General features: G+C 63.4%; 20 protein-coding genes. 7 read left to right on the forward strand and 13 right to left on the reverse strand.

Annotated elements, in window-relative coordinates:
- Positions 1-104: 104 nt before the first annotated feature.
- The 3 genes from JQ573_RS13380 to JQ573_RS13390 are packed head-to-tail and all read left to right on the forward strand — an operon-like array spanning position 105 to position 3,080.
- Positions 105-1,769 (forward strand): methanol/ethanol family PQQ-dependent dehydrogenase, encoded by a 1,665-nt coding sequence (locus tag JQ573_RS13380; protein WP_212310314.1) that lies wholly within the window; start codon positions 105-107, stop codon positions 1,767-1,769.
- 13 nt (positions 1,770-1,782) lie between these two features.
- The gene (locus JQ573_RS13385) at positions 1,783-2,133 is read left to right on the forward strand and encodes a c-type cytochrome (protein ID WP_409334658.1); all 351 of its coding nucleotides are present in this window, start codon (positions 1,783-1,785) and stop codon (positions 2,131-2,133) included.
- A gap of 8 nt (positions 2,134-2,141) precedes the next feature.
- Positions 2,142-3,080 carry an ABC transporter substrate-binding protein gene (locus JQ573_RS13390; protein WP_212310315.1) on the forward strand — a complete coding sequence of 313 codons (939 nt, stop codon included), beginning with the start codon at positions 2,142-2,144 and terminating at the stop codon, positions 3,078-3,080.
- Between the two features lie 19 nt (positions 3,081-3,099).
- Here the strand turns inward: JQ573_RS13390 and JQ573_RS13395 are convergent, their stop codons facing one another.
- From JQ573_RS13395 to JQ573_RS13445, 11 genes are all read right to left on the reverse strand, one after another.
- Positions 3,100-4,008 carry a flagellin gene (locus tag JQ573_RS13395; RefSeq protein WP_212310316.1) on the reverse strand — a complete coding sequence of 303 codons (909 nt, stop codon included), beginning with the start codon at positions 4,006-4,008 and terminating at the stop codon, positions 3,100-3,102.
- Between the two features lie 16 nt (positions 4,009-4,024).
- Positions 4,025-5,797, reverse strand: coding sequence for a flagellar hook-associated protein FlgK (gene flgK / locus JQ573_RS13400; protein ID WP_212310317.1), 1,773 nt, complete (start codon positions 5,795-5,797; stop codon positions 4,025-4,027).
- Positions 5,798-5,824: 27 nt separating this feature from the next.
- A complete protein-coding gene (locus JQ573_RS13405) occupies positions 5,825-6,280 on the reverse strand; it encodes a flagellar protein FlgN (RefSeq protein WP_212310318.1) in 456 nt (151 codons plus the stop codon).
- Between the two features lie 19 nt (positions 6,281-6,299).
- On the reverse strand, positions 6,300-6,554 hold the full coding sequence (locus JQ573_RS13410) for a hypothetical protein (RefSeq protein ID WP_212310319.1): 255 nt from the start codon (positions 6,552-6,554) through the stop codon (positions 6,300-6,302).
- Complete coding sequence (gene flgE / locus JQ573_RS13415) at positions 6,551-7,840, reverse strand: flagellar hook protein FlgE (protein ID WP_212310320.1); 1,290 nt, start codon at positions 7,838-7,840, stop codon at positions 6,551-6,553. The genes JQ573_RS13410 and flgE overlap by 4 nt, the downstream gene beginning before the upstream one ends.
- A 19-nt stretch (positions 7,841-7,859) precedes the next feature.
- Positions 7,860-8,531, reverse strand: a complete 672-nt coding sequence (locus tag JQ573_RS13420) for a flagellar hook assembly protein FlgD (RefSeq protein WP_212310321.1) — start codon at positions 8,529-8,531, stop codon at positions 7,860-7,862.
- A gap of 225 nt (positions 8,532-8,756) precedes the next feature.
- Positions 8,757-9,278 (reverse strand): hypothetical protein, encoded by a 522-nt coding sequence (locus JQ573_RS40775; RefSeq protein WP_312011465.1) that lies wholly within the window; start codon positions 9,276-9,278, stop codon positions 8,757-8,759.
- 94 nt (positions 9,279-9,372) lie between these two features.
- Positions 9,373-9,816, reverse strand: coding sequence for a flagellar export chaperone FliS (fliS, locus tag JQ573_RS13430; RefSeq protein ID WP_212310322.1), 444 nt, complete (start codon positions 9,814-9,816; stop codon positions 9,373-9,375).
- Complete coding sequence (gene fliD / locus JQ573_RS13435; RefSeq protein ID WP_212310323.1) at positions 9,816-11,522, reverse strand: flagellar filament capping protein FliD; 1,707 nt, start codon at positions 11,520-11,522, stop codon at positions 9,816-9,818. The genes fliS and fliD overlap by 1 nt, the downstream gene beginning before the upstream one ends.
- Positions 11,523-11,585: 63 nt before the next feature.
- Positions 11,586-12,410, reverse strand: a complete 825-nt coding sequence (locus JQ573_RS13440) for a flagellin (protein ID WP_029080085.1) — start codon at positions 12,408-12,410, stop codon at positions 11,586-11,588.
- A gap of 140 nt (positions 12,411-12,550) precedes the next feature.
- Complete coding sequence (locus JQ573_RS13445; RefSeq protein ID WP_212310324.1) at positions 12,551-13,252, reverse strand: RNA polymerase sigma factor; 702 nt, start codon at positions 13,250-13,252, stop codon at positions 12,551-12,553.
- A 667-nt stretch (positions 13,253-13,919) separates the two neighbouring features.
- Between JQ573_RS13445 and JQ573_RS13450 the strand changes: the two genes are divergently transcribed.
- The 3 genes from JQ573_RS13450 to JQ573_RS13460 are packed head-to-tail and all read left to right on the forward strand — an operon-like array spanning position 13,920 to position 18,446.
- Complete coding sequence (locus tag JQ573_RS13450; protein ID WP_312011466.1) at positions 13,920-16,265, forward strand: hypothetical protein; 2,346 nt, start codon at positions 13,920-13,922, stop codon at positions 16,263-16,265.
- A 58-nt stretch (positions 16,266-16,323) separates the two neighbouring features.
- Entirely contained in the window at positions 16,324-17,682 is a 1,359-nt protein-coding gene (locus JQ573_RS13455; protein WP_212310326.1) for a hypothetical protein, read from the forward strand.
- Between the two features lie 38 nt (positions 17,683-17,720).
- Positions 17,721-18,446, forward strand: a complete 726-nt coding sequence (locus JQ573_RS13460) for a formyltransferase family protein (protein ID WP_212310776.1) — start codon at positions 17,721-17,723, stop codon at positions 18,444-18,446.
- Here JQ573_RS13460 and JQ573_RS13465 read toward each other — a convergent pair.
- Positions 18,443-21,496 carry an AAA family ATPase gene (locus JQ573_RS13465; RefSeq protein WP_212310327.1) on the reverse strand — a complete coding sequence of 1,018 codons (3,054 nt, stop codon included), beginning with the start codon at positions 21,494-21,496 and terminating at the stop codon, positions 18,443-18,445. The two genes, JQ573_RS13460 and JQ573_RS13465, sit on opposite strands and share 4 nt — an antisense overlap.
- A gap of 295 nt (positions 21,497-21,791) precedes the next feature.
- Here JQ573_RS13465 and JQ573_RS13470 point away from each other — a divergent pair, with 295 nt between their 5' ends.
- Complete coding sequence (locus tag JQ573_RS13470; RefSeq protein ID WP_212310328.1) at positions 21,792-22,280, forward strand: hypothetical protein; 489 nt, start codon at positions 21,792-21,794, stop codon at positions 22,278-22,280.
- A gap of 683 nt (positions 22,281-22,963) precedes the next feature.
- Here the strand turns inward: JQ573_RS13470 and JQ573_RS13475 are convergent.
- On the reverse strand, positions 22,964-24,418 hold the full coding sequence (locus JQ573_RS13475; RefSeq protein ID WP_212310329.1) for a short-chain fatty acid transporter: 1,455 nt from the start codon (positions 24,416-24,418) through the stop codon (positions 22,964-22,966).
- Positions 24,419-24,455: the final 37 nt, after the last annotated feature.

Raw genomic sequence — 24,455 nt, forward strand, 5'->3', positions numbered from 1 at the left:
GGTTCGTTCACGTTTTCGTATTGACCCGTTTTGGTTTCGGGGGGATGGTTCCGTGCGCAACGTCAGGAATAGGCGTGCGGGAAAAGGTTCATTGGGAGGATATGATGAGACGCATTGCGCTGGCCGCAAGCCTCGTGATTCTTGCATCTTATGGTGCAAGCGCTCAGACCAACGAGCAGTTGGTCAAGGGTGCGACTGATACATCGAACGTTCTCAATTACGGAATGGGCTACAATCTTCAGCGCTTCTCGACGCTGAACCAGATCAACAAGGACACTGTCAAGAATCTGGTCCCGGTCTGGAATTACAGCTTGAACGACGACCGCAGCGAGGAATCGCAGCCGCTCGTCTACCAGGGCGTCCTTTACGTCACCACGCACAATGCCACGATGGCGATCGATGCCAAGACCGGCAAGCAGATCTGGAAGACCAAGGTCGAGTACCCCGCCGAGACGCCGCGCATCGTCTGCTGCGGCATCATCAATCGCGGCGCGGCTCTGTATGACGGCAAGCTGTTCCGCACCACCCTCGACGCCAATGTGATCGCGCTCGATGCCAAGACCGGCAAGGAGCTGTGGCGCGAAAAGGCTGCGGACATCAAGGAAGGCTACTCGATGACGGTGGCGCCACTGGTCGCCGACGGCGTCGTGATCACCGGCATCTCCGGCGCCGAATTCGGCACCCGCGGCTTCATCGACGGCTGGGATCCGGCGACCGGCAAGCGCCTCTGGCGTACCTACTCGATTCCGACTCCGGACGAGCCCGGTGGCGATACCTGGAAGGGCGACACCTGGAAGCTGGGCGGCGGATCGACCTGGATCACCGGCTCCTATGATGCCGAACTGAACACCGTGTATTGGGGCATCGGCAATCCCGGACCGTTCAACTCGGCGGTGCGTCCCGGCGACAACCTCTACACCTGCTCGGTGCTCGCGCTCGATCCGAAGACCGGCAAGATCAAGTGGCACTACCAGTTCTCGCCGAACAATCCATTCGACTATGACTCAGTGGCCGAAATGGTCCTTGCCGACATGAATGTCGAGGGCAAGCCGACCAAGGTGCTGATGGATGCCAACCGCAACGGCTTCTTCTACGTGCTCGACCGCACCAACGGGAAGCTGCTCGCGGCCAATCCTTATGTGAACGTCAACTGGGCCACCGGAGTCGACCTGAAGACCGGACGGCCGATCGAGACCGACGTCGCCAAGGATGCGCGTGACGGCAAGAAGGTCACGGTCTACCCGTCGATCCTCGGCGGCAAGAACTGGGAGCCGATGTCGTTCAATCCGCAGACCGGCCTCGCCTACGCCAACACGCTTGCCTTCGGCGGTCGCTACAAGTCCGAGCCGGTGACGTTCAAGCAGGGCGAATGGTATCTCGGCATGGACCTCACCGATCCCTGGGAATGGGGCACCGGACCGCGCGGCCATCTCAAGGCGATTGATCCGATGACCGGCAAGGCGAAGTGGGAAGCGCCGAGCGATATTCCGCGCTTCTCCGGCGTGCTCTCCACGGCGGGCGGCGTGGTGTTCTCCGGTCAGCTGACCGGCGAATTCGAGGCGTTCGACGCCGACACCGGCAAGAAGCTCTGGCAGTTCCAGACCGGCTCGGGCATCGAAGGACAACCCGTCACCTGGCAGCAGGACGGCGTGCAGTATGTCGCCGTCACCTCGGGCTATGGCGGCGTCTATTCGCTGTTCTCGGGCGACGAGCGGCTTGCCAAGGTTCCACCCGGCGGCTCGCTGTGGGTTTTCGCGGTCAAGAACTGAGCGCGGAGTACACGTGACTGGAAGAGTAACCCTGTTGACGGCGGCGATCTTCGCCGCCGTCGCGGCGGCCTTGATCACGTTGATCCCGGCAGCCGCACAGCAAACCGGTGCAATCGACCTTCAGGGTCAGGCCGACCAGGGCAAGATCACCTACGCCAAGAACTGCTCGCATTGCCATGGGCCCAACATGGTCAACTCCGGCACCATCACGCCGGACCTGCGCGCGTTTCCCGACGACAAGACGCGCTTTGTGACCACCGTGAAGCAAGGCAAGAACGGCAAGATGCCGCCCTGGGCTGATATCCTGAGCGAGCAGGAGATCGCCGACGTCTGGGCGTTCCTGTCGAGCCGGAGGACCCCATGAGAGCGCCCATGAGAGCGCTCCTGGCGGGCGCCGCGACCGCTTTGCTGCTCGCCATGACGGCGGCAGCGCATCCCGCCGGGGAGCCGCTCAAAGTATGCCTCGACGAGGATCTCCCACCGTTGTCGGCGCATCATCGCGGCAAGCCGGATGCCGGCTTCGATGTCGCACTCGCGCAAGTGATCGCCGAGCGGCTCGGACGGCCGCTCAAGATCCAGTGGTTCGAGAGCAAGCTCGACGAGGATTCGAGCCCGGCGCTGGAGGCCAATGCGTTGCTGTCGGACGGGCGATGCTCGCTGGTCGGCGGCTACGCCCTCACCACGGACTCGCTGAAGGCGCCGGGTGTCGCGACGGCCAAGCTGCCGGACTTCGATGGCGCCACGCGCGACGATCGCCGGCGGCGGATTCCGATCGGGGTGCTGGCACCAAGCCAGCCTTACATCTATTCGCCGATGACCGTGGTGCTCGGCCCCAAGGCCAAGGACAGGGTCAAGGACCGCAAGATTGCCGATATCGGCGATCTCGCCGGCCTTCGCCTGACGATCGAAAGCGGGACGCTGGGCGATGCCATTCTGATGACCTTCGACAAGGGAAAGCTGATCGAAGACATCACCCACCTCGTTCCCGGGCGCAGCGACCTCCTGGGAGAGCTCGAACGCGGTGAATTCGACGCGACGCTGCTCGACCTGCGCCGGTTCGACGCCTACCGTGCGAGCCATCCGGACACCAAGATCACGGCCTCCGGCTATTACTATCCGATCGGCGCCAACCGCGGTTACGTCGCTCTCGAGACCGACAAGGCGCTGCTGGAGGCCGTCAACAAGGTGCTGTCCGACCTGCAAGCCAAAGGCACCATCGCCGAGCTTGGCAAGGCAGCGGGCCTCACCTGGCTTCCGCCGCGCGAGCCGATCATTCTCGGCGACGTGTGGCTGAAGATCCTGAACCGCTGAGCCGCTCGCCGCGGCCCCGCTATTTCAGATAATTGGCCAGATTCATGCTCTGGATCTTGGCGATCGCCGAATAGGACGCCGTCAGCTGCGCCTGATAGGTCGAAAGCTGCGCCGTCACCGCCGCGACGTCGATGCTGGTGAGGTTGGTCGACAGGGTCTTGGCGAAATTCTGGTAGTCGCTCTGGTTCGTGCTGGCGGTCTCGATCTGCGACGCAGAGGTCGAAAGCTTTGCCTGCACCGTTGACGTTGCGTCCAATGCATTGCTGGCGAGATCGAGCGCCTGCGAGATATCGCTCGACGACAAATTCGTGCTGTTGCCGACGTATTTCAACAGCCGCATGACCTGCTCGAAGGCAGGATTATCGGCGGTGACGCCATAGGAAACCGACTGGCTGTCCGAAACGCGCACCGACGCGATCTCGCTGTCACCCTTGTAGTAGCCGGTGTCTGATGTCGTCAGCGAGCCCGTGCCGGTGTCATAGCTCGACATATCCACAGGCGCAGCGTCGGTGCGGGCGCCGCTGAATACGTATTCGCCGTCATACTGGGTGTTGAGCAGCCCCTGCATCTGCGAGATCGCCTGCTGCGCATAGTTGATCACCGATGCCGTCGCCGCGCTGCTGCCGGTCGTGGCGGCGCTGAGCTGGGTCCGAAGCTGCGTGATGATATCGGTCACCGAGCCGACCGCCGAATACATCGCCTGCACCTTGTTGTCGGCGAGATTGCTGGCGTCGATATAGGACTGGGCGCGCGTCACCGAGACCTGCAAATTGATCACGCGCCCGGCGCCTGAGCCGTAGCCGCCGAAATCCTCGGATTGCAGCCCGGAGGACTCCTGCACCTGCTCATTGGCCATCACCGACTGCACGCGCAGCGCGCTTGATATCATCTGCTCCGATTGCGCGAAGGTCGCAACACGCATCATCATGACGAGGCCCTCACACTCAGGCTGCGCTCATTGCGGTCATCAGCGCCGAGAACATGGAATTAATGGCCGTAATGATCTGGGATGCGGCAGCGTATTTGTTCTGCAACGCACTCAGATTCGCGCTCTCTTGGTCAATGTTGACACCGGACTGCGACGACAGCGAGCTCGCATACGTCGACTGCGCGGCTTGCTTGGATGTGTAGGTTGCCGACGCCTGGCTCGCCTTGCCGGCGACGTTGGCAACGATCGCTGCCGCATAATCGGTGAAAGAGCCGGTGGTGGCGCCCAGCCCACCCGCCATGGCGAAGTTGGTCGACCCCGTCAGCGCGCTCGAGAGCGCATTCACCACCGTCGCCGAGCCCGACGACAGCACCGAGTTTCCGACCGTCAGGGTGGACGACGCATCGAGCGTCGCCGTCGGCAGTGTCGCCGTGCCACTCAGGATGTCGCTGCGCACAGCGATGTTGGAGGCGCTGGTCCCCGTGATCAGGTCGTTGAGCCCGAAATACTGGGAAAATCCCTCACCGCCGACCGAACTCGTCATCTGGTTGATGGCGATGCCATTGCCCGATCCGGTCGCCGAGATCGACAAATGTCCGTTGGCATCGACCGATGCCGATACGCCGGAGATGGTGTTGATCTTGGCGGCCAGAGCCCCCACCGTGGAATACGCCGATAGATCGATATCCTGATACGATACGAGATTGCCGCTCTTGTTGGCGACTGCGATACGCACCGTGCCGGTGCCCGCGAACGATGTCGAGTTGCTGACAGTCGCCGTGCCGGTCAGGCTCGTCGGCGGCGGCACCGATGTGCCCTGGTTCGATACCGCATTCACGCTCGAAGCCAGCTGCTGGGCAAGCTCATCGAGCTGCGACTGCGCGGCCGGCAGGGTCTGGTCGCGCAGGGTAATCAGGGCGCTCACCTTGCCGGAGGAGACCTGCGAGGTGATGTCGACCCCGTTTACAGTGATGCCGCTGAAGCCGCTCGTCGCCGATCCCGCGGTATACGTCGTCGACGCCGTGACACTGGGCGCCGCCGTGTAGCTCAGCGGGTGCGCCGTGCTGTCGACCAGCGCCTGCCCCGAGCCAGTATAGACCTGCAGATCACCGCTCGACGTGGTGAAATAGCTCACATTCATCTGCGACGCGAGGTCCTGCAGCGCGCTGTTGCGCTGGTCCTCGAGATCGGCGGTCGACTGGCCGGCGGCGGCTTCCTGCTTGATCTGCGTGTTGAGGTCGGAGATCTGCTGCAGATCGGAATTGATGTCGGTGACCGACGACGCGATGTCCTGGTCGGCGTTGGAGCGCAGCTTCTGGATGCCGCTCGAGGTCTGCTGCAGCTGATTGGTGACCGCAGCAAGCGCGCTGACGGCGTTCGATTGCAGCGAAGCGCTGCTCGGCGTGCTGGCAAGCGAGGACAGCGCCGATTCGAATGCCGCGATCATGTTGGCCAGCGAGGTACCCGTCGTGGAACTGCCGCTGCTCGACGTGCTGCCATAGAGCTGCTGGAGCTCGGTCAGATAGTTGTTGTTGGTGTCGGCGGCACCGAGATCGGAATTGGCCCCGACCAACGACTTCAGGAGCAGCTTGTCGACCGCGCTGGTGATCCCCGAGATCGTGACGCCGGTGCCGACGCCGCTGGTGACGCTGCTGCTCTGGTTGGCGGTCTTCTCGGTATAGCCCTTGGTGTCGGCATTAGAGATATTGGCCGAGGCGACGCTGATCTGCACCTGCGTGGCTGACAGCCCGCTGAATGCGATGCTTCGTGCGATATCGAGCGACGACACGGCCAACTCCCTCCGGCGACGGTCCGATCAGGCCCGCACGTTGGTGCCATAGGACATCGCGGATGTGACGCGACGGCCGCCGGCCCCATAAGGCGATACATTGGCGATCTGCTCGCGGATCGCCTGCATGATCGCCTCGATCCTGCGGTTGCTGGCATCGATCGCCGCGCGGAGCCGCATCACGTTCTCGTCCATCGCGACCCGAAGCTTCAGGATCCGGTCCATCAGCTGCTCGCGCAGTGCGCGATCCTGGACGTTGAGATTGGCGGCCTTGCCGACGGCCTCCGCCACACACTGCTCGAACAGCGTCGCGAGGCGGTTCTTCTCGTCGACTTGCTTCAGCCGAGAGGCCGGCAGGCCCTTGGCGAGCTCGACGTTCTCCTCGTTCACGATCTCGATCAGATTGTCGATCAGTGCGATCAACGACCTGGCGCGCTCGTCATTGCCCGCGGGATTGATCTTGATGTTGCGTTCCGGTGTCATGTCATCGCTCCCGTTCAAGCTAGTGTCCGCGACGCAGGGCGCGAACCGACTGTGCGCTGCGCCCATACGCGGTGATTGCCGTTACCCGGACCGAGGCCCGGTTGAGTTCCTGGTCGAGCCGTGCGCATTCGCGCATCAGCAGGTCCCGCAGCGTTTCGACGTCGTCGAGCAACGCAGTGAGCTGCGCCCGATCGTCCGGCCGAACCGAGGCAGCCCTCGCCTTCAGCCGCTGAAGCCTGACCAGCAGGCGGTCATTCTTCTTTTCCGTCATCATCGCGACACCGCCGAAATCAGCGTATCAAACATCTTGTTGACGGTAGTGATCACCTGTGACGCCGCCGAATAGGCCTGCTGCGCCGAGATCATGTTGGAGAACTGACCGCTGGTGTCGGTGGTGCTCGATTCCAGCTCGCTGCCGTAGATCGTGCCGGCACCATTGGCCCCCGAGGTCTGAAGCGTGGCGTTGCCGGAGGCTGCCGTCGCGGAGTACAGGCCGTCGCTGGCCGCGCTCAATCCGTTGGGGTCGCTGAAGGTCGCGACCGCAATCTTGTAGATCGCGATCGTCTGCCCGTTGGAGTAGGTCGCATCGACCACGCCGCCCTTACCGATCGTGATGGTGCTCAGCTTGCCGTAAGGCAGGCCGTCCGACGTGATGCTGGTGAGGTCGACGGAAGGCGTGGTCTGGCCCGACGAATATTGCGTGAGACCGTCGGTCTTGCCGGCCGTGCCGAGATTGAGCGTGATCGCCGTACCATTGGCAGTGGAGCTGTCGGCCGCGCCGTCCTTCCAGCCGGTGATAGAGATGGTCGGCGGACTCGGCACCGTCGAGTTAAGCGAACCGTCGGGATTGAAGGTGATCGCCACCGTATCGGTGATCGCGTTGGCGCTGGCCGTGCTGGAGTTCGACGCAAGCTTTGGCTGCTCGAAGCTGGCCTGCCAGGCATTGTCGGCGGTCTTTTTCCAATCGATCTGGATCGTGCTCGCCGTACCAAGCGAGTCGTAGACCGTCATCGAGCTGTTGAACGTCGCGCCGATCGCGGCATCGGCCGGCAGGTTCGCCGCGACGGTGGACTTGGTGGTGGCGCTGCCGCTGGTCGAGGCCACCTGCGTGTTGATCGGCCCAAGGCTCGCGGCCGACGCATTGCCGAGGATGTTGCCTTGCGCGTCGGTCCGCCAGCCCTCGAGGTAGTTGCCGTTGTTGACGAGATAGCCCGAGTTGTCGGTGGTGAACGCACCGTTGCGCGTATAGGAGGTGGTGCCGCCGGTCGTCGCATTGGTGGTGACGAAGAAGCCGCTGCCCTGGATCGCAACGTCGGTGGCGTTGGTGGTCGCGGCCAGCAATCCCTGCTGGCTGATGTTGGCGCGGCCGGACACGTTGACGCCGCCGGACGTGTACGAGGTGGCGCTGTTCGACGCCGTCACAAGATCTTCGAACATCGCCGACGTGGTCTTGTAGCCCGTGGTATCGGCGTTCGAGATGTTGTCGGAAATCATTGCCAGCGACTGGCTCTGCGAATTGAGCGCCGAGATCGCCGAGGAAAGTGCACCAGTAAGACTCATGATAATCCTCCGGAAGCAATCAGGACGTGACGCCGATGATGTTGGCGGCGCTGACGGGGACACCGTTCACGAGCAGCGAAGGTGTCGAGCCGGACGCATCGATCCCGGTCACCGTTCCAGTCATCGTGGTGTAGCTGAGCAGCGAGTTTCCGGCGGAGTCGGTCGCGGTCACCTGGATGGTGTACTGGCCGCCATTGCTGAGCTGGGTGCCGTTCGTGGTCTGGCCGTTCCAGGTGAAAGTGTTCGAGCCGGCGGTTCCGGTCCCCTTGCCGCTCCACACCGTGTTGCCCGAGGAATCCTGGATCGCGATCGCGACGTTGGAAGCGGCCGAAGTGAGCGAGTAGCCGAAGGTCGCCGAGCCGCTGGTCAGCTCCGCCGTGTTGGTCTTCGCCTCGACGGTGTGGCCGATATAGTTGACCGAGTTGAGCGTCACGAGGCTCGAGAACGAGCTCGCCAGCGACGTCATGCTGGCGTTGGTCGACTGCTGCTCGGTGAAGTTCGCGTAAGAGGTGAGCTGATTGATGAAGTCGGTCGTGCTGGTGGCGTTCAGCGGATCCTGGTTTTGCAGTTCGCTGACGAGCAGGTTGAGGAAATCGGTCGAGCTCATCCCCATCGACGCGCTGGTTGACGAACTCGACGACGAGCTCGAGGCGGCGGAGGCTGCAGCAGAGGTTGCCGAGGAAACGGTCATGACAAGGCTCTCTTCGTCGCGGGCTAGGCGACGGAACGCGGTGAAACATTGGGATCGTGAAGTCGTTCGCAGATAGAACGGATGACGCGGCGATTTCAGGCGCGGATTCATCCGCCCGGAATCACTTGATTAATCGGCAGAATTTGCCGATCGGCCGCGGCCCCGCAGCACGCAAACGCGCCCGCCGCGGAAGGGCGCGTTGCGTTGCAAAAGAATGCGGAGGGCTTAGAGCGAGAGGCTGATTGGCAGATCCGGCTCGTCGAGCATCAATGCCGGCGGCGCCAGCGCGGGCAGCAGGCAGAGGGCCAGCAACAGCGCAGGCAGCACCTTGCCTTGCTGTGCGGACTCGCCTTGAGCCTGCGCATCGTTCGGCTGCTCCTCGGGTGCGGCCGGCTCCGAGGCCGGCTCTTGGGGCAGTTCCTGCTGGGGCAGTTTCGCCGCAGCGGTCACGATGCGGTCGAGAAGGCCCTTGGGTGCGCGGACCGGCGGCGCCGTGAGCGCCCGGCGTACCGCGCTCGCCTCCTCATAGAGCGTCCGCGCCTCGACCGAGGATGCGAGCAGCTGGACGGCGGCAAGACGTTGATCATCGGGCCAGCGGGACAGATCCTCCCCCAGCCGGTCGATCAGGTCTTCGAATGTCGCAACGTCCATCCCGCGCGCAGATCCAGCCTCGTCGCCAAGGCTGTCATAAAGCATTCGCGGGACGGCGGAAATCAATTTCCGCCGCCGTAGCGTCAGGTCCAGCATGGTGCTCACCGAGCGGCCTTTTTCCCGACAGGACGCCCGCCCGAGCGCCTTGCCCCTTCCCGGCGAAACGGAGTTCGCCGGCCGATTCGCCCGCTCAGCGGCCGGCGGCTGATTCGAGCGTCTTGTCGAGCGTCCTGGCCTTGGCGGCCTTGCCGGCGGTCGCCTCGACGAACTTCCAAGCGTCGCGGAGTTCCGTCAGGCTGGCAATGATGCGCCGGAAATTCTCCCTGGCGTGCGGCCGACCGTAGGAGCGGAGGCACGCCATGATCAGGGCGTTGTAGGTCCGGAACAGGCGATCGGCCATCGCGCCACCGCGGGTGACGTCGAGATGGTGGCTCAATCCGCGCAGGATCGCGGTCGCCCGCGTCAGATAGGTGTGCCCTTCCTCGAAGCGCTTCGCCTCGTGCGCATCCAGCGCCTTCTGCAGCAACGTGATGGCGCCGTCGGACAGCATCACCACCGCCTTCAGCGGTGGGACCGCCACCGCGGCGGAACGATAGGCGTTGTTGGCGAGGTAGGCCGTAGCATTCTGTGTCATTATTTACTCGATGATGCGTTCAGGAGGGCACTCAGGTAGCCCAGCGTGTTGTTCGCGCTTTCGATGGCGGCCTGATAATTGGCGTATTGAAGCTGCAGCTGCGCCTTGAACGTCGCCGCATTGCTCTGGATGTCGCTGACCTGGGACTGCAGATCGGTATCGCGCGACTGCAGGTTGGTGATCATGGTCTGTAGCTGACCGCTGGTCCCGGAGTTGGTTTGCGCGAGCTGATAGAGTTGTGCCGCAAGCCCGGACGATGACGTCACGGTGATTGATTGCGAGGTCGAGCCGGTGTAGGTGAATGCCATGCCGGCGTAGATCGTGCCCGAATTGCCGATGATGGTGTTGCCGACCACCGAGAAGCCGGAACTGTCGCCGCCGACCGAGGCACCAGTCAGCGTGCCGGTCGAATCCACCATCACATCGAGCGTGAACGATTGCGGCGACGTGCCGGTGTTGACGACGTTGAGCTGGCTGGACGAGGTCGTCGTCTGCGCGGAGAGCAGCTTGGTGACGCCGGCCAGGTTTTGCGTCAGCACGGTCGACAGCGTACCGGTATCGAGCTGCAGCTCATTGTTCTGGTTGAACGACAGGCCGAGGTCGGCCATCGTCATGCCGCCGACGGAGCCGCTGAGCACCTGCTGAAGCTGGGTCATGATATCGCGCATCGTGCTGTCGCCGAACAGCACCGCGCTCGATGCGGCGGTGCCGTCGGAATTCTGCGCGGACTGCGCGATCACCTGGTCGCGAAACGCGTTGTAGTTGGTCACGAAGGTCTGCAGCGCTGACGTGATCTGGCTGGTGTCGGTCGAGATGCTGATGTTCAGGCTGGTGCCGCTCGGCGTCGGCTGCAGCAAATCGAACGTGACGCCCGAGAGCACGTCTGAAATATCGTTGGTGTTGCGGGTGAGCGCGATGCCGTCGAGGGTGAATTCCGCGGATTGCGCCTTCTGCAAGACGTCGGTGAACGCCCCCGAAGTGTCGGTGACGCCGAGCTTATTCAGGATGTCGTCGCCGGATGTCGATGAATAGGTGATGTTTGCGGCGTCCTGGGTCCCCGTCAGCACCATCTCATAGGACCCGCCCGACACCTGGACGATGGAGGCCTGGACATTGGTCGCCGAGGTCTGGGCGTTGATGGTGTCGACGATATCCTGCATCGACATGCCGCTGGTGATCGAGATCGCCGTGCTGCTGCCGCCGGCGAGGCCCAGCGAAAACGTCCCGGAATAGCCGAGTGCGGTCGAACTGCTCGACTGCGAAGTGCCGATCACCTTCTGCGCTGTTGCGAGCTGCGTGATCTGTAGCGCGTGATCGCCCGTCGCCGAGCCGCTGTTGACGCTCATCGACAGCGCCGAGGAGGCACTGACGTCGCCGGTGGACGAAATCGTCGCCGAACGTGTGGCGAACGCGTTGGTGGCGATCGAGTTGATAATCGACGAGCTGAGCGACGACAGCCCGGTTGCCAGCGTCGACAGCTCGGTCTGCAGCGACTGGTAGGCGGTGACCTTGGCCTGGTTCGCGGTAATCTTGGTGGTGATCGTGGTCGCCGCCGTGAGCTTGGCGTTGACTTCGGCATCGATCAGGGCAGTCCAGTCGATACTGGCCGAATTGGTCGTGCCGGTCGTGGTCACCGTGCTGGCAGAGCTGGCGGAACTCGACGATGTTGCGCCTGATGTGCCCGAGGTGGCGCTGCTAACCGTCATGTCGACACCTCCGCCGTCGTGAGAATCGGGCCGGCACGATGCCGGCCCGATCTATCGTTCGAATTAGCCGAGCAGCTTCAGCAGATACTGCGGCATCTGGTTCGCAGCGGTTTCCGCCGACACCGCGGCCTGGGTCTTCACTTCGGCCGACGACAGCGTCGCCTGCTCGGAAGCGATATCGACGTCCTTGATCGCCGAATTCGCGGACTGCAAGTTCTGGGTCTGGGTCGAGATCGAGTCGGCGCTGAAATTGAAGCGCGATTCCTGGGCGCCGATCTCGGCGCGGGCGGACGACACGGTGTCGATCGCGCTGTCGAGGGCCGACATCGCGCTGGTGGCGCTCGACAGGCTGGAGACGTCGAGCGAGGTCACGCCGAGCGAGGACGCCGTCAGGCTGGTCAGCGTGATCGTGATGGTGTCGGCCGAGGTCGAACCGACCAGCACCGAGACGCCCGAGGAGAACACGCTCGAACCATCGAGCAGGCTCTGGCTGCTGTAGCGGGTGCCGGAGGCGATGGAGTCGATTTCGCCCTTGAGCTGCGTGAATTCCGAGTTGATGTAGGCGCGGCTGGAGTCGGCCACGGTGCCGGAGGCGGACTCGGAGGCCAGCGACTTCATGCGGGCCAGGATGTCCGAGATGTTGGACGCGCCGCCGTCGGCGGTCTGCAGGATCGAGGTCGCCTGCGCCGCGTTGGTGGCAGCCTGCTGCAGCGTCGTGATGTCGGAGGAGATGCGGGTCGAGATCGCGAGGCCAGCCGCGTCGTCGGAAGCGGAGGTGATGCGCGAGCCGCTCGACAGCTTCGACAGCGCGCTGGTTTCCTGCTGCGAGTTGATGTTGAGGTAGCGGACCGCGGAGTTGGCAGCTGTGTTGGTGGAAATTGCGGGCATGAGTAGCTCCTGTGCTGATGGGGCATGGCATGCCGCATCGTGAAAAAGAGAGGTGACGCGGATCCAGCCCCCGTCCGACCGATCAAACGGGTCGGCCGCCGGTGGTCAGGCGCGAAATCTTCAGAACCCGGAATTTATGGTTAGCAGTCGGTAAACGCGCCGCGCAGGTCGCGCTCGTGCCGCTTGAGCAGCTCGCGCAGTTGTTGCCGCCCGCGCTTCAGCAGCGACTCGACCGCGGCCACGGTCGTATCCATTACCTCGGCGATCTCGCCGTTGCTCATGTTCTCGTGGTAGGAAAGGATCACCGCGACGCGCTGCTGCTCGGGCAGCCGCTGCATCGCGAGCTCCAGAAGATTGCCGATCTCGTTGCGCTCGATGACGGTAGAAGCGTCGAGCTGGGTGTCGGCGACCTCGGGCACGACATCGACATTCTCGGTGCGCGGCTTGCGGCGCAGATCGATGCACCGGTTGCTGACGACGCGATAGAGCCAGGTCGAGAACTTGGCGCGGCCATGCTGCCAGCGGCCGCGATGGGTCCAGACCTTCAGCATGGTGTCCTGCACCACGTCTTCAGCATCTGCGGCGTTGCCGACGATGCGCAGAGCGATCGCGTAGGCGCGATCGACATGGCGTTCGACGAGAGCACGAAACGCCGCCTCGTCGCCGGCGGCGAGGCGATCGAGCAGCTCCTTGTCCTCGTCCTGGATCTCGACGGTGTCGAGTGGGCCTGCATCGGCAACGGTACGGACGTTGCTCCAGGGAGCAGCCGCTTCGACCGGCGCAGCCGCGGCCGCCGTGGCCTCCACCTCGACCGCTGCCATCACATCAAGCGCGTAACTCATCCGCCGCTCTCCAACCAACGCCGCAAGCACACATCGCATGCGGCTTCTGAGCGTTGAACGGAGGGGCCAGACAAACCAGGCGAACTTTTTTCGTTATTTTTCAAACGCTTAGCTGGATTGTTTTGCCGACCGCCCGGCAAAAGCTGCCGCTGCGCGGAGGCGCAGGGAAAAGTTCGACGGAGTCTGGAGCAGTCGTTCAGCATCGCCTCGCATTCCCGCGGGAGAGTTCGTCGCGCCGGAAAACGCTGTTGTCACATCAACTAACGCCACGCGAACACATGCATGCGCGGAGCATGCGAGTGATCCATCACCGTTGGTCGCCATCTTGCATTCGACGGTTGCGACTAGGCAATTTTTTCCGAATCACCATTTCGACGTTATCGGATTTTTTGAATCTGTCAGTCGCGAAGCGCGCGTTTTCGAATCCCGCATCAACTTTTTTGAATCATCGCGCCTGATTTGTCTCACGCAGGCGTTCAACGCATGAGGACTGGCGGGAATTTTGCGCATGACGATCATGACGGTCGACGCAACGCGTCGAGCGCAGAATGTTTCTGCATGTTCATTCGATGTTTTCGATACATTTCTGCTGCGCGCCTGCACGACGCCAGATGGCATATTTGAAAGGGTTTTTCAGCTTTCTCGCATTGCTGAAAAATTTCCGAACATGTCCGTCAGTTTCGTTCAGCATCGAATCCAGGCTGAAGCGCGCGCGCGCAAGCTCGCGCTGGAGCGGTGCGGCTCCACTGAAGTGCGCATCGCCGACATCTATAAGTACTTTCCGTTCAGGCTGTTCGGCCTGAGCCGCGATGCGTTGGACGATCTCGCGCAGATCGAATTCGACGCCGAGCTCGAGCTGTGCCGCGCCAATCCGGAAATGCTCAAGCAATATCTGGACATGAAGTGCGGCGGTTTTCGCGTCGGCTTCATTTCCGACACCTATTGGAGCACCGACCAGCTCGCACAATTGCTGCGCTCCTGCAGCCCGGGACTGAGCTGGGATTTCCTCTACGCATCCTGCGATCACGGGTCTGGCAAGAGCGAAGCGCTGTTCGAGACTTATCTCGCCGAGCAAGGCATCGATGCGGCAAGCTCGTTCCATGTCGGCGACAATCACAACGCCGATATCAAGGGCGCCCGCCGTCACGGCATCCGCCCGCGCTACTATCCGCAGGCCAGCGCGGCATTGGCATCGAAGTTTCAGCGCGAAACGTCGATCTTCGAATTGCTGTGTCCCGATCAGCCGTCGCGGCTCGATTGCGGCGCCCGCACGCTGCGGCGCGCGGTGACCGCACGCAGCGCGGAGCATTCTCCCGCCTTCAACCTCGGCGTGACCGTGCTCGGCCCGGTGATGGCGACGTTCGACGCCTTCATCGAAGCACAGCGCGCTGCGCTGGCGCGCGAGGGCGCGCGCGTTGCGATCGGATTCCTCGGCCGCGACGGTCTGCTGCCGTATCGCGTCTGGCAGGCAAGCCATGGCGAGACCGGCGCCTATGTCGAGATCAATCGTCGTGTCAGCCTGGTCGGATCCGCCGATACGCTCGAACCTCTCAGCGAGTTGTTGAGCCGGGTCGTCAAGATCGACGCGGCCACCTTTGTCGATATCGTCAAGGTGCAGCCGCCGGCGGTGATGAAGTTCTTTGCGCAATATCCCGACGGCATTGCGAGCGGCCGTGAACTCGCCGACGCCCTGCCCGATCTGATGGATCCGCGCGAAATCACCGACATCGCGGCCGGCGTGCGCGCGCGCCTGCTCGCTTATCTTCGGGCGACGATCGCGGATTTCGACGGCAGCACCGACCTGATCCTCGTCGACCTCGGCTACTCCGCAAGCGTACAGAAGTCGCTGCGGCGCATCTTCGATCGCGAGGGCATTCGCATTCGCCTGCATGGCGCCTACCTGCTGACGCTTGATGATGCCTTCGACGACATCGCCGACAACGACACCGCAGAGGGCCTGATCTCGGATCGCATCGTCACGCCGCATGTCAAGCGCATGCTGATCCGCAACGTCGCATTGCTGGAGCAGCTTTGCTGTTCCGATGAAGGATCGGCGCGCGACTATCGCGGCGGTGAGGTGTTGCGCGAGGGCGATCAGCGCCCGGCCGCTCAGCTCGTGCTCGCGAACGAGGTGCAATCCGGGACGCTGGCCTATGCATCGCGCGCCCGCGAGCTGGCACCGCACTATGCACTGCGGCCCGACGCGGATCCCGTTGTGTCGGCACGCTGGGCCGCCGCCGTGCTCGGACGCCTCCTGCTGCTGCCCGACGATGATGAACTCGTGCTGCTCGGCGGCATCAAGCATGACGTCAACCTCGGCACCCAGGCGCTGGCGCCGCTGCTCGACGCCGGCTTCATCAATGATTGCATCGTCGCACGCGGCTTCTCGGCCGCCTGCACGGCCCCGGCGCCGCCGATGTGGTTGGCCGGCAGCTTTGCCGCGTTGTCGCCGTCGCACGCCTATCTCTACACATTGTTCGGCGCCAATCGCCTGCCGGCGAACGTGTTCGGCGAGGCGCAATGCGGGACGCTGCAGGTCGGCCTGTTCGGGCCGGACGGCCAGGCGTCGCTGGAAGCCGTCAGCGTCTATCATACCGGGCTCGGCGACCTCCGCCTGCGGATTCCGTTGTCGCGCCGCATGGCGGTTGCGACCATCGCGCTGCCGCTGGCAAAGCTCAGCCGCGCCGGGATGCTCCACGGCATAACGGTCCAGTACGGCGAGAGCGCCGCGAAGGCGGCAGAGAATGCGAACGTGAAGACGATCGCCGAGGAACGGCTGATCGATGCCGGCCTCGAGAGGAGCGGCCGTCAGTTCCGCGCCACCACCGAGGACGGCATGCTGTTGATCCCGGTCGATAGCTTCGAGGACGATGTTGCCATCTACACCGTCGCGCTGACTGCCCTCGACCATGACCGCATCCTTGCGGTCGAGGACCGCGACGGTAACCGGGCTCCCTCGGCCACCCTGACCTGGCGCAGCGCCAACGGTGCGCAGACAGCCAACGGCAGCTGATTTGTCCGCCTGATCTGGCCGCCCCGCTCGTAGAAGGTTAACGAGGGGTAGTGCGGGCATGATTTCGGCTGACACGGTGCAAGCGGACAGCTTGCAGACGAATATCGACGAATTACTAGCGGCGAACGGCATCCGGATGAGCGCTGCACAGCGCCGTCGGCTCGCATGGCTGTGCGAACGGCTTGGACGCGCAACCGTCCACCAGGCCGGTACGGTGCCGGCGCGGGACCACGGCGTCATCATCCTTGTTGAGCCGCCGAGCGGCCCCGCCGCCGAAATACTCTACCGGTCGCTTCGCGCCGATTGTGCAGTCGTAATCCCCTTCGGCGAGAATCCCGCGTTCGATTTCCTGAAGTCCAAGCTGACCGACTTCGGAACCATCGGGCCGAGCTTCGACGGCCCGCACGAGATGTGGTGGGCCGGCCTCAACTGGCGCCCGATTGCTCCGGAAGAAGGCGCCCGATCCGACGCAGCGCTGCGCGTGGTCTCCTGCTATCCCCGCGCCTGCGGCGACGAGCACGCCCGCACGCTGCGAGAGAAGCTGGCCGAATTCGAGATCGCCTCCGACATCGTACCGATCGACACGGCGGATGGCGAGCGCATGTGCGCCTCCGAGAAATCCGCCTTCTTGCTGCGAATGTGGCAGAAGCATCGCGAGCCGCTGCTGTTCATCGAGGCCGATGCGACGCTCAGCGAGCCGCCATTGCTGCCGTCGTCCCTCGACTGCGACATCGCGCTCCACAAGTGGAACCGGTGGGAGATGTCGGCGCGCACGCTCTATCTCGGCCGCACCCCGGCCGCCGAAGCGCTACTGCGCAACTGGCATCACATCGCGACCGCCTATCCCGCGGTCTGGGAGGGCTACCTGCTCGACCAGGCCTGGAGCCTGACGTCATCGCAGATGGCGCTCGACACCGCCTGGCTGCCGCGCTCGTACCATGCGCCCGCCGAAGATGCCGGCACGCCCCGCCACACCGCGGTCGTCCACAATCTGCCGACCGACAACAGCGACCTTGGGCCCGATGCCGAATTCGGTGTCACGATGCGGGCCGCGCGGCGCGCCAGCCGCAGCGGCGGCCGCGACGCCATGATCGTGATCAAGTCGCCGGCCTCCTCGAACAACGCGATCACCGTGATCATGCGCGATATCGCGACCAGCGACGCACGCGAAATGGCGGCCAGCATCGAGGCCGTCACCGGCGCATTCGCCGCCGATTGCGGCGGGTTCGGCCGGCTCGAACTCGCGCTTTGTCCCTGGCAGGACGATATCCGCGCGGCGAAATCGGCCGCCGCCAGCGCGAACAACCGGATCATCGAGATTGCGCCCTGGCAAGCATTTCCGGCCGATCTGTTCCGCACCGTGGGTCAATCCCGCGATGCCGGCAGCGTCCTCGTCATGGCCGGGCAGCGCGGCTGATCAACGGCACAACCACCAGGCAAGAGAAGGACATCGACATCATGAAGACCATCATCCTTCTCACCGGCGTCGCCGACCAGCAATTCGCACTCACCGAGCTGCTGAAGGCGCACAATCCGGCGCTGTCGTTCCGCTGCGCGGTGACGGCCGAGGACCTCGCGGCGATCGAGCCCGAGGTGCTGCGCGAGGCCCGGCTGCTGGCATTCACCACCAGCGTCATCGTGCCTGAAACCATCCTGGCGGCGCTCGGCCATGGCGCCTACAATTTCCACCCCGGCCCGCCGCAATATCCCGGCTGGGCGCCGGCGCATTTCGCGCTCTATGACAGTGCACGCACGTTCGGCGCGACGGCCCATGTGATGGCCGCGCGCGTCGATTCCGGTCCGATCGTCGGGGTGGAGTCCTTCATCATTCCCGACAAGATCAGCGTGCGCGGGCTCGAGCAGATCGCCTATGTGCGGCTTGCCCATCTGTTCTGGCGGATGTCGCGCGATCTCGCATGCGATCCCTCGTCGCTGCAGGAACTCGAAATCGCCTGGTGCGGTATCAAGAGCACCCGGCAGATGTACCGCGACATGTGCGAGCTTCCGGCCGGCATCAGCGCCGGCGAGCTGGCCCGCCGGATCCGCGCCTTCCACGACGACTTCCGCGCCATCCCGCTGACCGTCTCCGTGCACGGCATCCGCTTCCAGCTGGCGACGACCGCCACGCAAACCCACGAGGCACCGCAGGTGGTCTCGCCGCCGCTCGCAGCGGCGTCCTAGTGGCGAGAGACACTTCCCTGGGGATCGGCGAGCATTCCGTTCAGACGCGCTTCGGCCCGATGCAGCAGCGGCTTCGCGCCACTGTCCGATGCAATCGCGATCGCCGCGCGCAGCTGGCGGAGGACCGAGTTCGTCTCGTCCTCATTTGTGGCAGGCAGTATCGTCGCCTCGCTGAACAGCGCCTCGGCTTCCAGGCCGGAGAAGCCCTGCTGCCGCGCGGTATTTCGCACCTCTCGCAGCATGTTCAGCGCGGCCGGCGCATCGCCGAGCCGGCTCAGAGCGAGTGCCTGAGCGATTGAAGTGCGCAGCACGATCGACGTATAGCCGACGGATTTGGCCTCCTCGTGCGCCCCGGCGAGCGTCATCCGGGCTTCTTCGAGGCGTCCCTGCTCGAGATAGGCGATGCCCAGATGGCACTCGACGACCGGCAGGAAGAGGCGAATTCCATACTTCTGCGCGACCGCGAAAGCCTCCTCCAGGATCGCCGCTGCCCCCTCGGCGTTGCCCTGGCCGAGCAGCAGGAAGCCGCCGCTATATCCCGCGGCAACGCGATCAAACGGTCGGTTGCTCTCATCGGCGATCGCTGCCGCGCGCTGGTGAAATTCAATGCTGGTATCGAACTCACCCAGAGTCGTGTGGGTTACGCTCTTCATCATGCAGCACAGCAACAGCAGCGTTCTCGGGGTCGTGCCGGGCGGCGCGCTGGCATCCGGCCCGGAAAGCTGGACGCAGGCCTGTCCCAGCATCTGCTCGGCCTCGCGAAACCGGCCGGCGATGAAGTAGGCCTGGCCAAGGGTGTATTGGGCAAGGTTGAGCCAGCCCGCATTACCCCACTGCCCTGCCAGACGTACGACTTCCTCGCCAGTTGCGATCGCCTCGACCGGTGTGCTGTAGAAATTCTGCGTGCCCGACCTGACGGTCATGGCTGCGACCTTGCGTCCGATGTCCCCGATCGCGTCGGCACGGCGCTCGGCCTCTCTGCCAAGATCAAATGATTCCGCGACCTTCCCCGACCACATGAACGCCACCCGCGCCTCGATCCGCAGATCGACAGCATCCGTTTCTCGCAACGTCGAGAACGGTATCTTGTCGAGCGCGGTCATAGCGGTCTCGAAGTAGCTGGCTGCACCGGCGAACGCCGACCGTGTCAGACTTCTCCTTGCGGCGGCTCGTCCGTAGGTAAACGCCTTCGGCCAATCCTTGGCACGCGTTGCATGATCACAAAGCCTGTTGGGTTCATCAAGCCAACGGCCGCTGCTCTCAAGTGTCGCGAGAATACGCGCATGGACGCTTTCTCGCACCTTCTCGACCATGGAGTCGTAGGTCACCTGGCGAACCATCTCGTGTGGGAATTCGAGCAGACCATCCTGTTCGACATCGATCCTCACAAGAAACTCGGCGTGATCGAGCGCCATCAGGCAGCGCTGAAAAACCTCCTGCGGCAGGCGGGCCACCTCACGCAGCATGGATTCCGTCGACTGGGGCCCCAACGCCGCCGCAATCTGCAACAGTGAACGCTCCTCCTTCGATATGCGATCCAGACGCGTGGCGATAACGCCCTGGATACTGCTCGGAATTCCCAGATCGCCAACCGGACGCGCGAGCGCCAGATCGCCCCAATGCCCGCGGAGGACTCCACTGTCCTTGAGGCTGCGACAAACCTCTTCAATGAAGAGTGGTACGCTGGCCGTATGAAGAACGACGCGGCTCTTCAGGTCGGTCATGTTCGCGGACGAGCCCAGGATATCGTCCAGCATCTCCCGTCCGGCCTCCTCGTCGAGCGAACGCAGCGCCGCGATTTCAGCGTTGCTGCGCGCAACCCAATCCGGAATTCCGTTCGGCCTGCTGGTCAGAAGTACCAGAAGCCCAGGTGCGTGCAGCGAAGCGATTGCAGCCGTGACGGTCTCGCTGGCGCGATCGATCCAGTGCAGATCCTCGATGAGGATCACCGCGCGCCGGCGAACAACCAGGCCTTCGAGAATCGCGCAGCATGCTTCGCTGATCGCGCGGCCGCGCGCGTGCGGCTCCAGCTCGCTCCATTCCGGATCCGATATCGGACGATCCAGCACCGCGTCGATGGCCGAGCGCTGAATCCCTGTCAAGCTCGTCACGCCGTCCGTATCCGCCGCGGCTCCCTCCAGGATCGAGAGCATCAGGGCCTTTAGCGTGCTGAACGGCGCGCCTTGAAGATTCGGGCTGCACTCGGCGTGGAACGGAAGCCAGCCCTCTCGGGTGAGCTCGTCAACGAACTCATGCACCAGCCGCGACTTCCCGATACCGGGATCGCCAATCAAGAGCGCCGTTTTCCGGTTCGGGTCGGCGTCCTGCGCCAACTGCCTGAGCAGCGCCGTCTCCTTCGACCGGTTGACGAACCGCGCAACGCTTCGTGCCCTGCGTACCCGCCAACTGGATACATCGGTTGCACCCGTCACGCGGTAGATCGGCAAAGCCTCACTAAACCCCTTGAGCTGCCTGCGCCCGAGAAACTCGAACTGAACATTGCCTTCGGCAAGTTTCTGACAGGCTTCGGATGCGTAGACCTGGTTCGGTTCAGCAGCCGCTTCGAGCCGCGCGGCCAGATGTTGTGCGGCGCCTCCGATTTCATAAACCTTGGAATATTCGCTGGCGACCATGTAGGCCACGACACGCCCCGAATGGAGCCCGACCCGAACCTGGAGCCCCGGATCGCCCAAACTGGCGACGCGTCGCACGAGTTCGATCGCCGCGTGGCAGGCAAGCGGTGCGTGGTTGTCGTCCGCGATCGGGGCGCCGAATACCGCGGCGATCCCGTCCCCCAGCTCCTTGCTGATGATGCCACCGAACCGGCGCACCGCGCCGCGCATCGCGACCAAAGCCGGCTCCAGGCGGGAGACCGCTTCTTCCGGCTCGAGCTCAGCAACGAGTCCGGTGGAATCGACCACGTCGGCGCGCAGAATTGTTACGAATCGTCGTTCGCTATCCGGATCGGGGCGCTGCTGCGTCGCGGCTCCGCATTTGGAGCACCAACTATCGCCCTCTTCGATCGTCGATTGGCACGCGAAGCAATGCATCCCCTCGTTCTCAATGCCCCAGCGTTTCCAGTCGGCTCAGCATCGCGAGCGCTCCCCAAGGGCATGTTTACCTATCCGGAGCGGCTTATCAATCGGGCCCGCCTGTCGGCCCCGGCGCGTCCTCTCCGGGAGGTTGTTTCTCTGGACGAACCACAGGCTCTAGTGGTAGGGCGAATCCGCGCGAAAACGGACCTGCTTTTTCGGGTCTCGTGAGATCAAATTTTCTACCCCGCCGAGCTTTGCAGAAGCGTCACCTTAACAAGGCAAACTAAGTCATACCCAGGAGAAACATACGATGAGCGGAAGAGTATTCAATAACCAGCAGTTCAAAGATCATATCAACGCGCACTACTATCCTTTGGACAACATGATCAAGAGCGTCGCTATACTTAAGGCGTCGGATCTTATCGACATCGAGACGCTGGAATATGGTCAATACCAGCCGATCCTGTCGCCCAGGCACCAGTGGCCGGGCGGAAGCGGCAAGTTGTGGCAGAAGGAGATGGGCAAGGCGCGCCTTGACCTTGCCACTCAAGCAAGCACCGCAGCCCTCTCCAAGGACGAGGCCGGCGTCGTACCGCTGACGAAATGCGCGCTGATGGATGCCGCCGTCCGCAAGTGCTTCAACTCCCAACCTCCGATCCCGATGAAGATCGATGTGAAGGAGAAGGACAAGAATGCGCCGAACGCCGATCGACACGACATTCTACTGACCTGGGAGCACGCCAACGGCGACAATCAGCCGCCAACGCTGCTGCTGCTGACGATGGTCTGCCCGGCCTGATCCGCGATCGCAGGCGGCACTTTCCGCGCGACGGTATTGCACCTCACGCGGCTGCCTGCTGGCAGCCGCATCAACCTTGGCCCACCGCCGATGCCGTGGGGATGATCTATGACGCCGGGCGGCGCTGCTGCAACAGCGCCCTCACCGCACGCTCCGCGGCGCGAGCGGAGCCGAAATAGCCTCCGTCGAGGCCATCAAAGGCGCGATCCGAGGAGAAGAAGCAGAAGCCTCTGGCGTCGCTGACGACAATACCCGCGGTTCGATCCGATACTTCGATGACGTAAGCTTGGGACATATGGGCTTGGGACATGCGTGCTCGATCGCCGGATGACGGCGCTCCTGTCTGATTGTCGGGTGCTTTGGATTTTTCTTAAGCGATCAACAACAGACGCCGGTCGCCGCCGAGACGCAGCGATGCTGCATGCGGCTTCGCATGTCGGACATCAAGCTGCGGTGGTAATGTCTCATGGCAGTGACCTTGAACAACGCGGGTTAGCGCGGATCAATATCCGGCCGAATCGCACCGCGGTCAATGAAATGACCGACCAAAGATCACGGCCCGGCGCGATGCCTCATTCGCGACGACCGGGAAAACAGCATGGTTTTGGTGATGACGGTCGCGGTCCGCCGAATTGGCCGACCTTGGCCGGGTACCGTGCGTCCTGGTGCCCGGCCGCGCTCGCTCAGGGCAGGATCGGCGGGTGATAGGTGAAGGTCGCCATCAGGATCGCGGCCAGCAGCATCACGATCGGGAAGTGGATGAAGAACTGCACCGACGTGTAGCCGATCAGATCCTTCGACTTCAGGCCGAGGATGCCGAGCAGCGGCAGCATCCAGAACGGGTTGATGAAGTTCGGCAGCGTCTCGGCGATGTTGTAGACCATCACCGTCCAGCCTAGATGCGCGCCGATGTCGTTGGCCGCCTTCATGATGTAGGGCGCCTCGATGATCCACTTTCCGCCGGCCGACGGCACGAAGAAGCCGAGCAGCGCTGAATAGATTCCGACCAGGAATGAGAACACGGTAGAATTGCTGGAGGCGCCGACGAACCAGTGCGCGATCGTGTCCGACAGCGTGGTGCCGCTGCTGTTCGGCACCTTGGTCAGGATTTGCGCGATACCGGCGTAGAACGGAAACTGCAACAGCACGCCGGCGACGCTCGGCATCGCCTTGGAAAAGGATTCGATCAGGCTGCGCGGCCGCCAGTGCAGCACAATGCCGAGAATGAGGAAGACGAAATTATAAGTGTTGAGCCCCGACAGCGTGATCAGCGGATTGCCCGACTGGAACGTCTGCCACAGCCAGCCGGCGGCAAGCAGCGCGATCAGGATCGTCAGCAACGGACTGAACTCCAGCCAGTCGCCCGGACGGGCCGGCTTCCTGGCCTCGATGCGATCATCGCCGAGCGCGACGCCGAGGTCTTCCGCCGTCTTGGCCTGCTCCGGCGCCGGCGTCGTGAAATAGCAGATCGCCGCCGACACGACGCTCACCATCGCGACGGTGACCATGTTCTGCCAGGTCAGGATGGTTTCCGAGAAACCGATCACGCCGGTGATCGGCAGAAGCGATGCCGGAATGCTGCCGGCATTGGCCTGGAGCTGCGCGGCCGATGACGTGATGCCGAGGGTGAAGCCGCAACCGAGCCCGAGATAGCCGGCCGCACCGGCTGCGCGATAATCGAGCCGGATATCCGTGCGCCGCGCGATCTCCCGCACCAGCAGACCGGAAAAGATCAGGCTCAGGCCCCAGTTCAGCAGCGAGAGGAAGATGCTGAGCATCCCGACAAAAACCACCGCGCCGCGTCCGGTCTTCGGCACGTTCGCGAGCCGCGCCAGCACGGCCGCGACCGGTGGCGACATCGCCACGACGTAGCCACCGATCGCGACCAGCGCCATCTGCATCGTGAACGGAATCAGATTCCAGAACCCATCGCCGAACGCACGGCTGACGGCGAGCGGCGAACCGCCATGCAGGATCGCGCCTGCGGCAACCGCGATCACGGCGATCAGGACGAAGACATACGCATCCGGAAACCAGCGCTCGGCGAACACCACCAGCGCCTGCGAAAAGCGCGCCATGATGTTGTCAGCGACAGGTTTTCGCAGGTTCATGGTCTGGTCGTGCGTTGCATTCGTCATCAATCTGATCCCCTTCCGGTGATGCGGTTGGCCTTCA

It is taken from the genome of Bradyrhizobium sp. AUGA SZCCT0105 (assembly GCF_018129565.1).
Taxonomy (GTDB): domain Bacteria; phylum Pseudomonadota; class Alphaproteobacteria; order Rhizobiales; family Xanthobacteraceae; genus Bradyrhizobium.

Excerpts from the sequence above, each read along its gene's own strand:
- JQ573_RS13440 (WP_029080085.1), bottom strand. The coding sequence starts at position 12,410 with ATGCCCGCAATTTCCACCAACACAGCTGCCAACTCCGCGGTCCGCTAC.
- JQ573_RS13475 (WP_212310329.1), bottom strand. The coding sequence starts at position 24,418 with ATGACGAATGCAACGCACGACCAGACCATGAACCTGCGAAAACCTGTC.
- JQ573_RS13420 (WP_212310321.1), bottom strand. The coding sequence starts at position 8,531 with ATGACCGTTTCCTCGGCAACCTCTGCTGCAGCCTCCGCCGCCTCGAGC.
- JQ573_RS13470 (WP_212310328.1), top strand. The coding sequence starts at position 21,792 with ATGAGCGGAAGAGTATTCAATAACCAGCAGTTCAAAGATCATATCAAC.
- JQ573_RS13465 (WP_212310327.1), bottom strand. The coding sequence starts at position 21,496 with ATGCATTGCTTCGCGTGCCAATCGACGATCGAAGAGGGCGATAGTTGG.
- JQ573_RS13405 (WP_212310318.1), bottom strand. The coding sequence starts at position 6,280 with ATGACACCGGAACGCAACATCAAGATCAATCCCGCGGGCAATGACGAG.
- JQ573_RS13410 (WP_212310319.1), bottom strand. The coding sequence starts at position 6,554 with ATGATGACGGAAAAGAAGAATGACCGCCTGCTGGTCAGGCTTCAGCGG.
- fliD (WP_212310323.1), bottom strand. The coding sequence starts at position 11,522 with ATGACGGTTAGCAGCGCCACCTCGGGCACATCAGGCGCAACATCGTCG.
- flgE (WP_212310320.1), bottom strand. The coding sequence starts at position 7,840 with ATGAGTCTTACTGGTGCACTTTCCTCGGCGATCTCGGCGCTCAATTCG.
- JQ573_RS40775 (WP_312011465.1), bottom strand. The coding sequence starts at position 9,278 with ATGCTGGACCTGACGCTACGGCGGCGGAAATTGATTTCCGCCGTCCCG.
- JQ573_RS13455 (WP_212310326.1), top strand. The coding sequence starts at position 16,324 with ATGATTTCGGCTGACACGGTGCAAGCGGACAGCTTGCAGACGAATATC.
- JQ573_RS13445 (WP_212310324.1), bottom strand. The coding sequence starts at position 13,252 with ATGAGTTACGCGCTTGATGTGATGGCAGCGGTCGAGGTGGAGGCCACG.
- JQ573_RS13380 (WP_212310314.1), top strand. The coding sequence starts at position 105 with ATGAGACGCATTGCGCTGGCCGCAAGCCTCGTGATTCTTGCATCTTAT.
- JQ573_RS13395 (WP_212310316.1), bottom strand. The coding sequence starts at position 4,008 with ATGATGATGCGTGTTGCGACCTTCGCGCAATCGGAGCAGATGATATCA.
- fliS (WP_212310322.1), bottom strand. The coding sequence starts at position 9,816 with ATGACACAGAATGCTACGGCCTACCTCGCCAACAACGCCTATCGTTCC.
- JQ573_RS13390 (WP_212310315.1), top strand. The coding sequence starts at position 2,142 with ATGAGAGCGCTCCTGGCGGGCGCCGCGACCGCTTTGCTGCTCGCCATG.
- JQ573_RS13450 (WP_312011466.1), top strand. The coding sequence starts at position 13,920 with ATGTCCGTCAGTTTCGTTCAGCATCGAATCCAGGCTGAAGCGCGCGCG.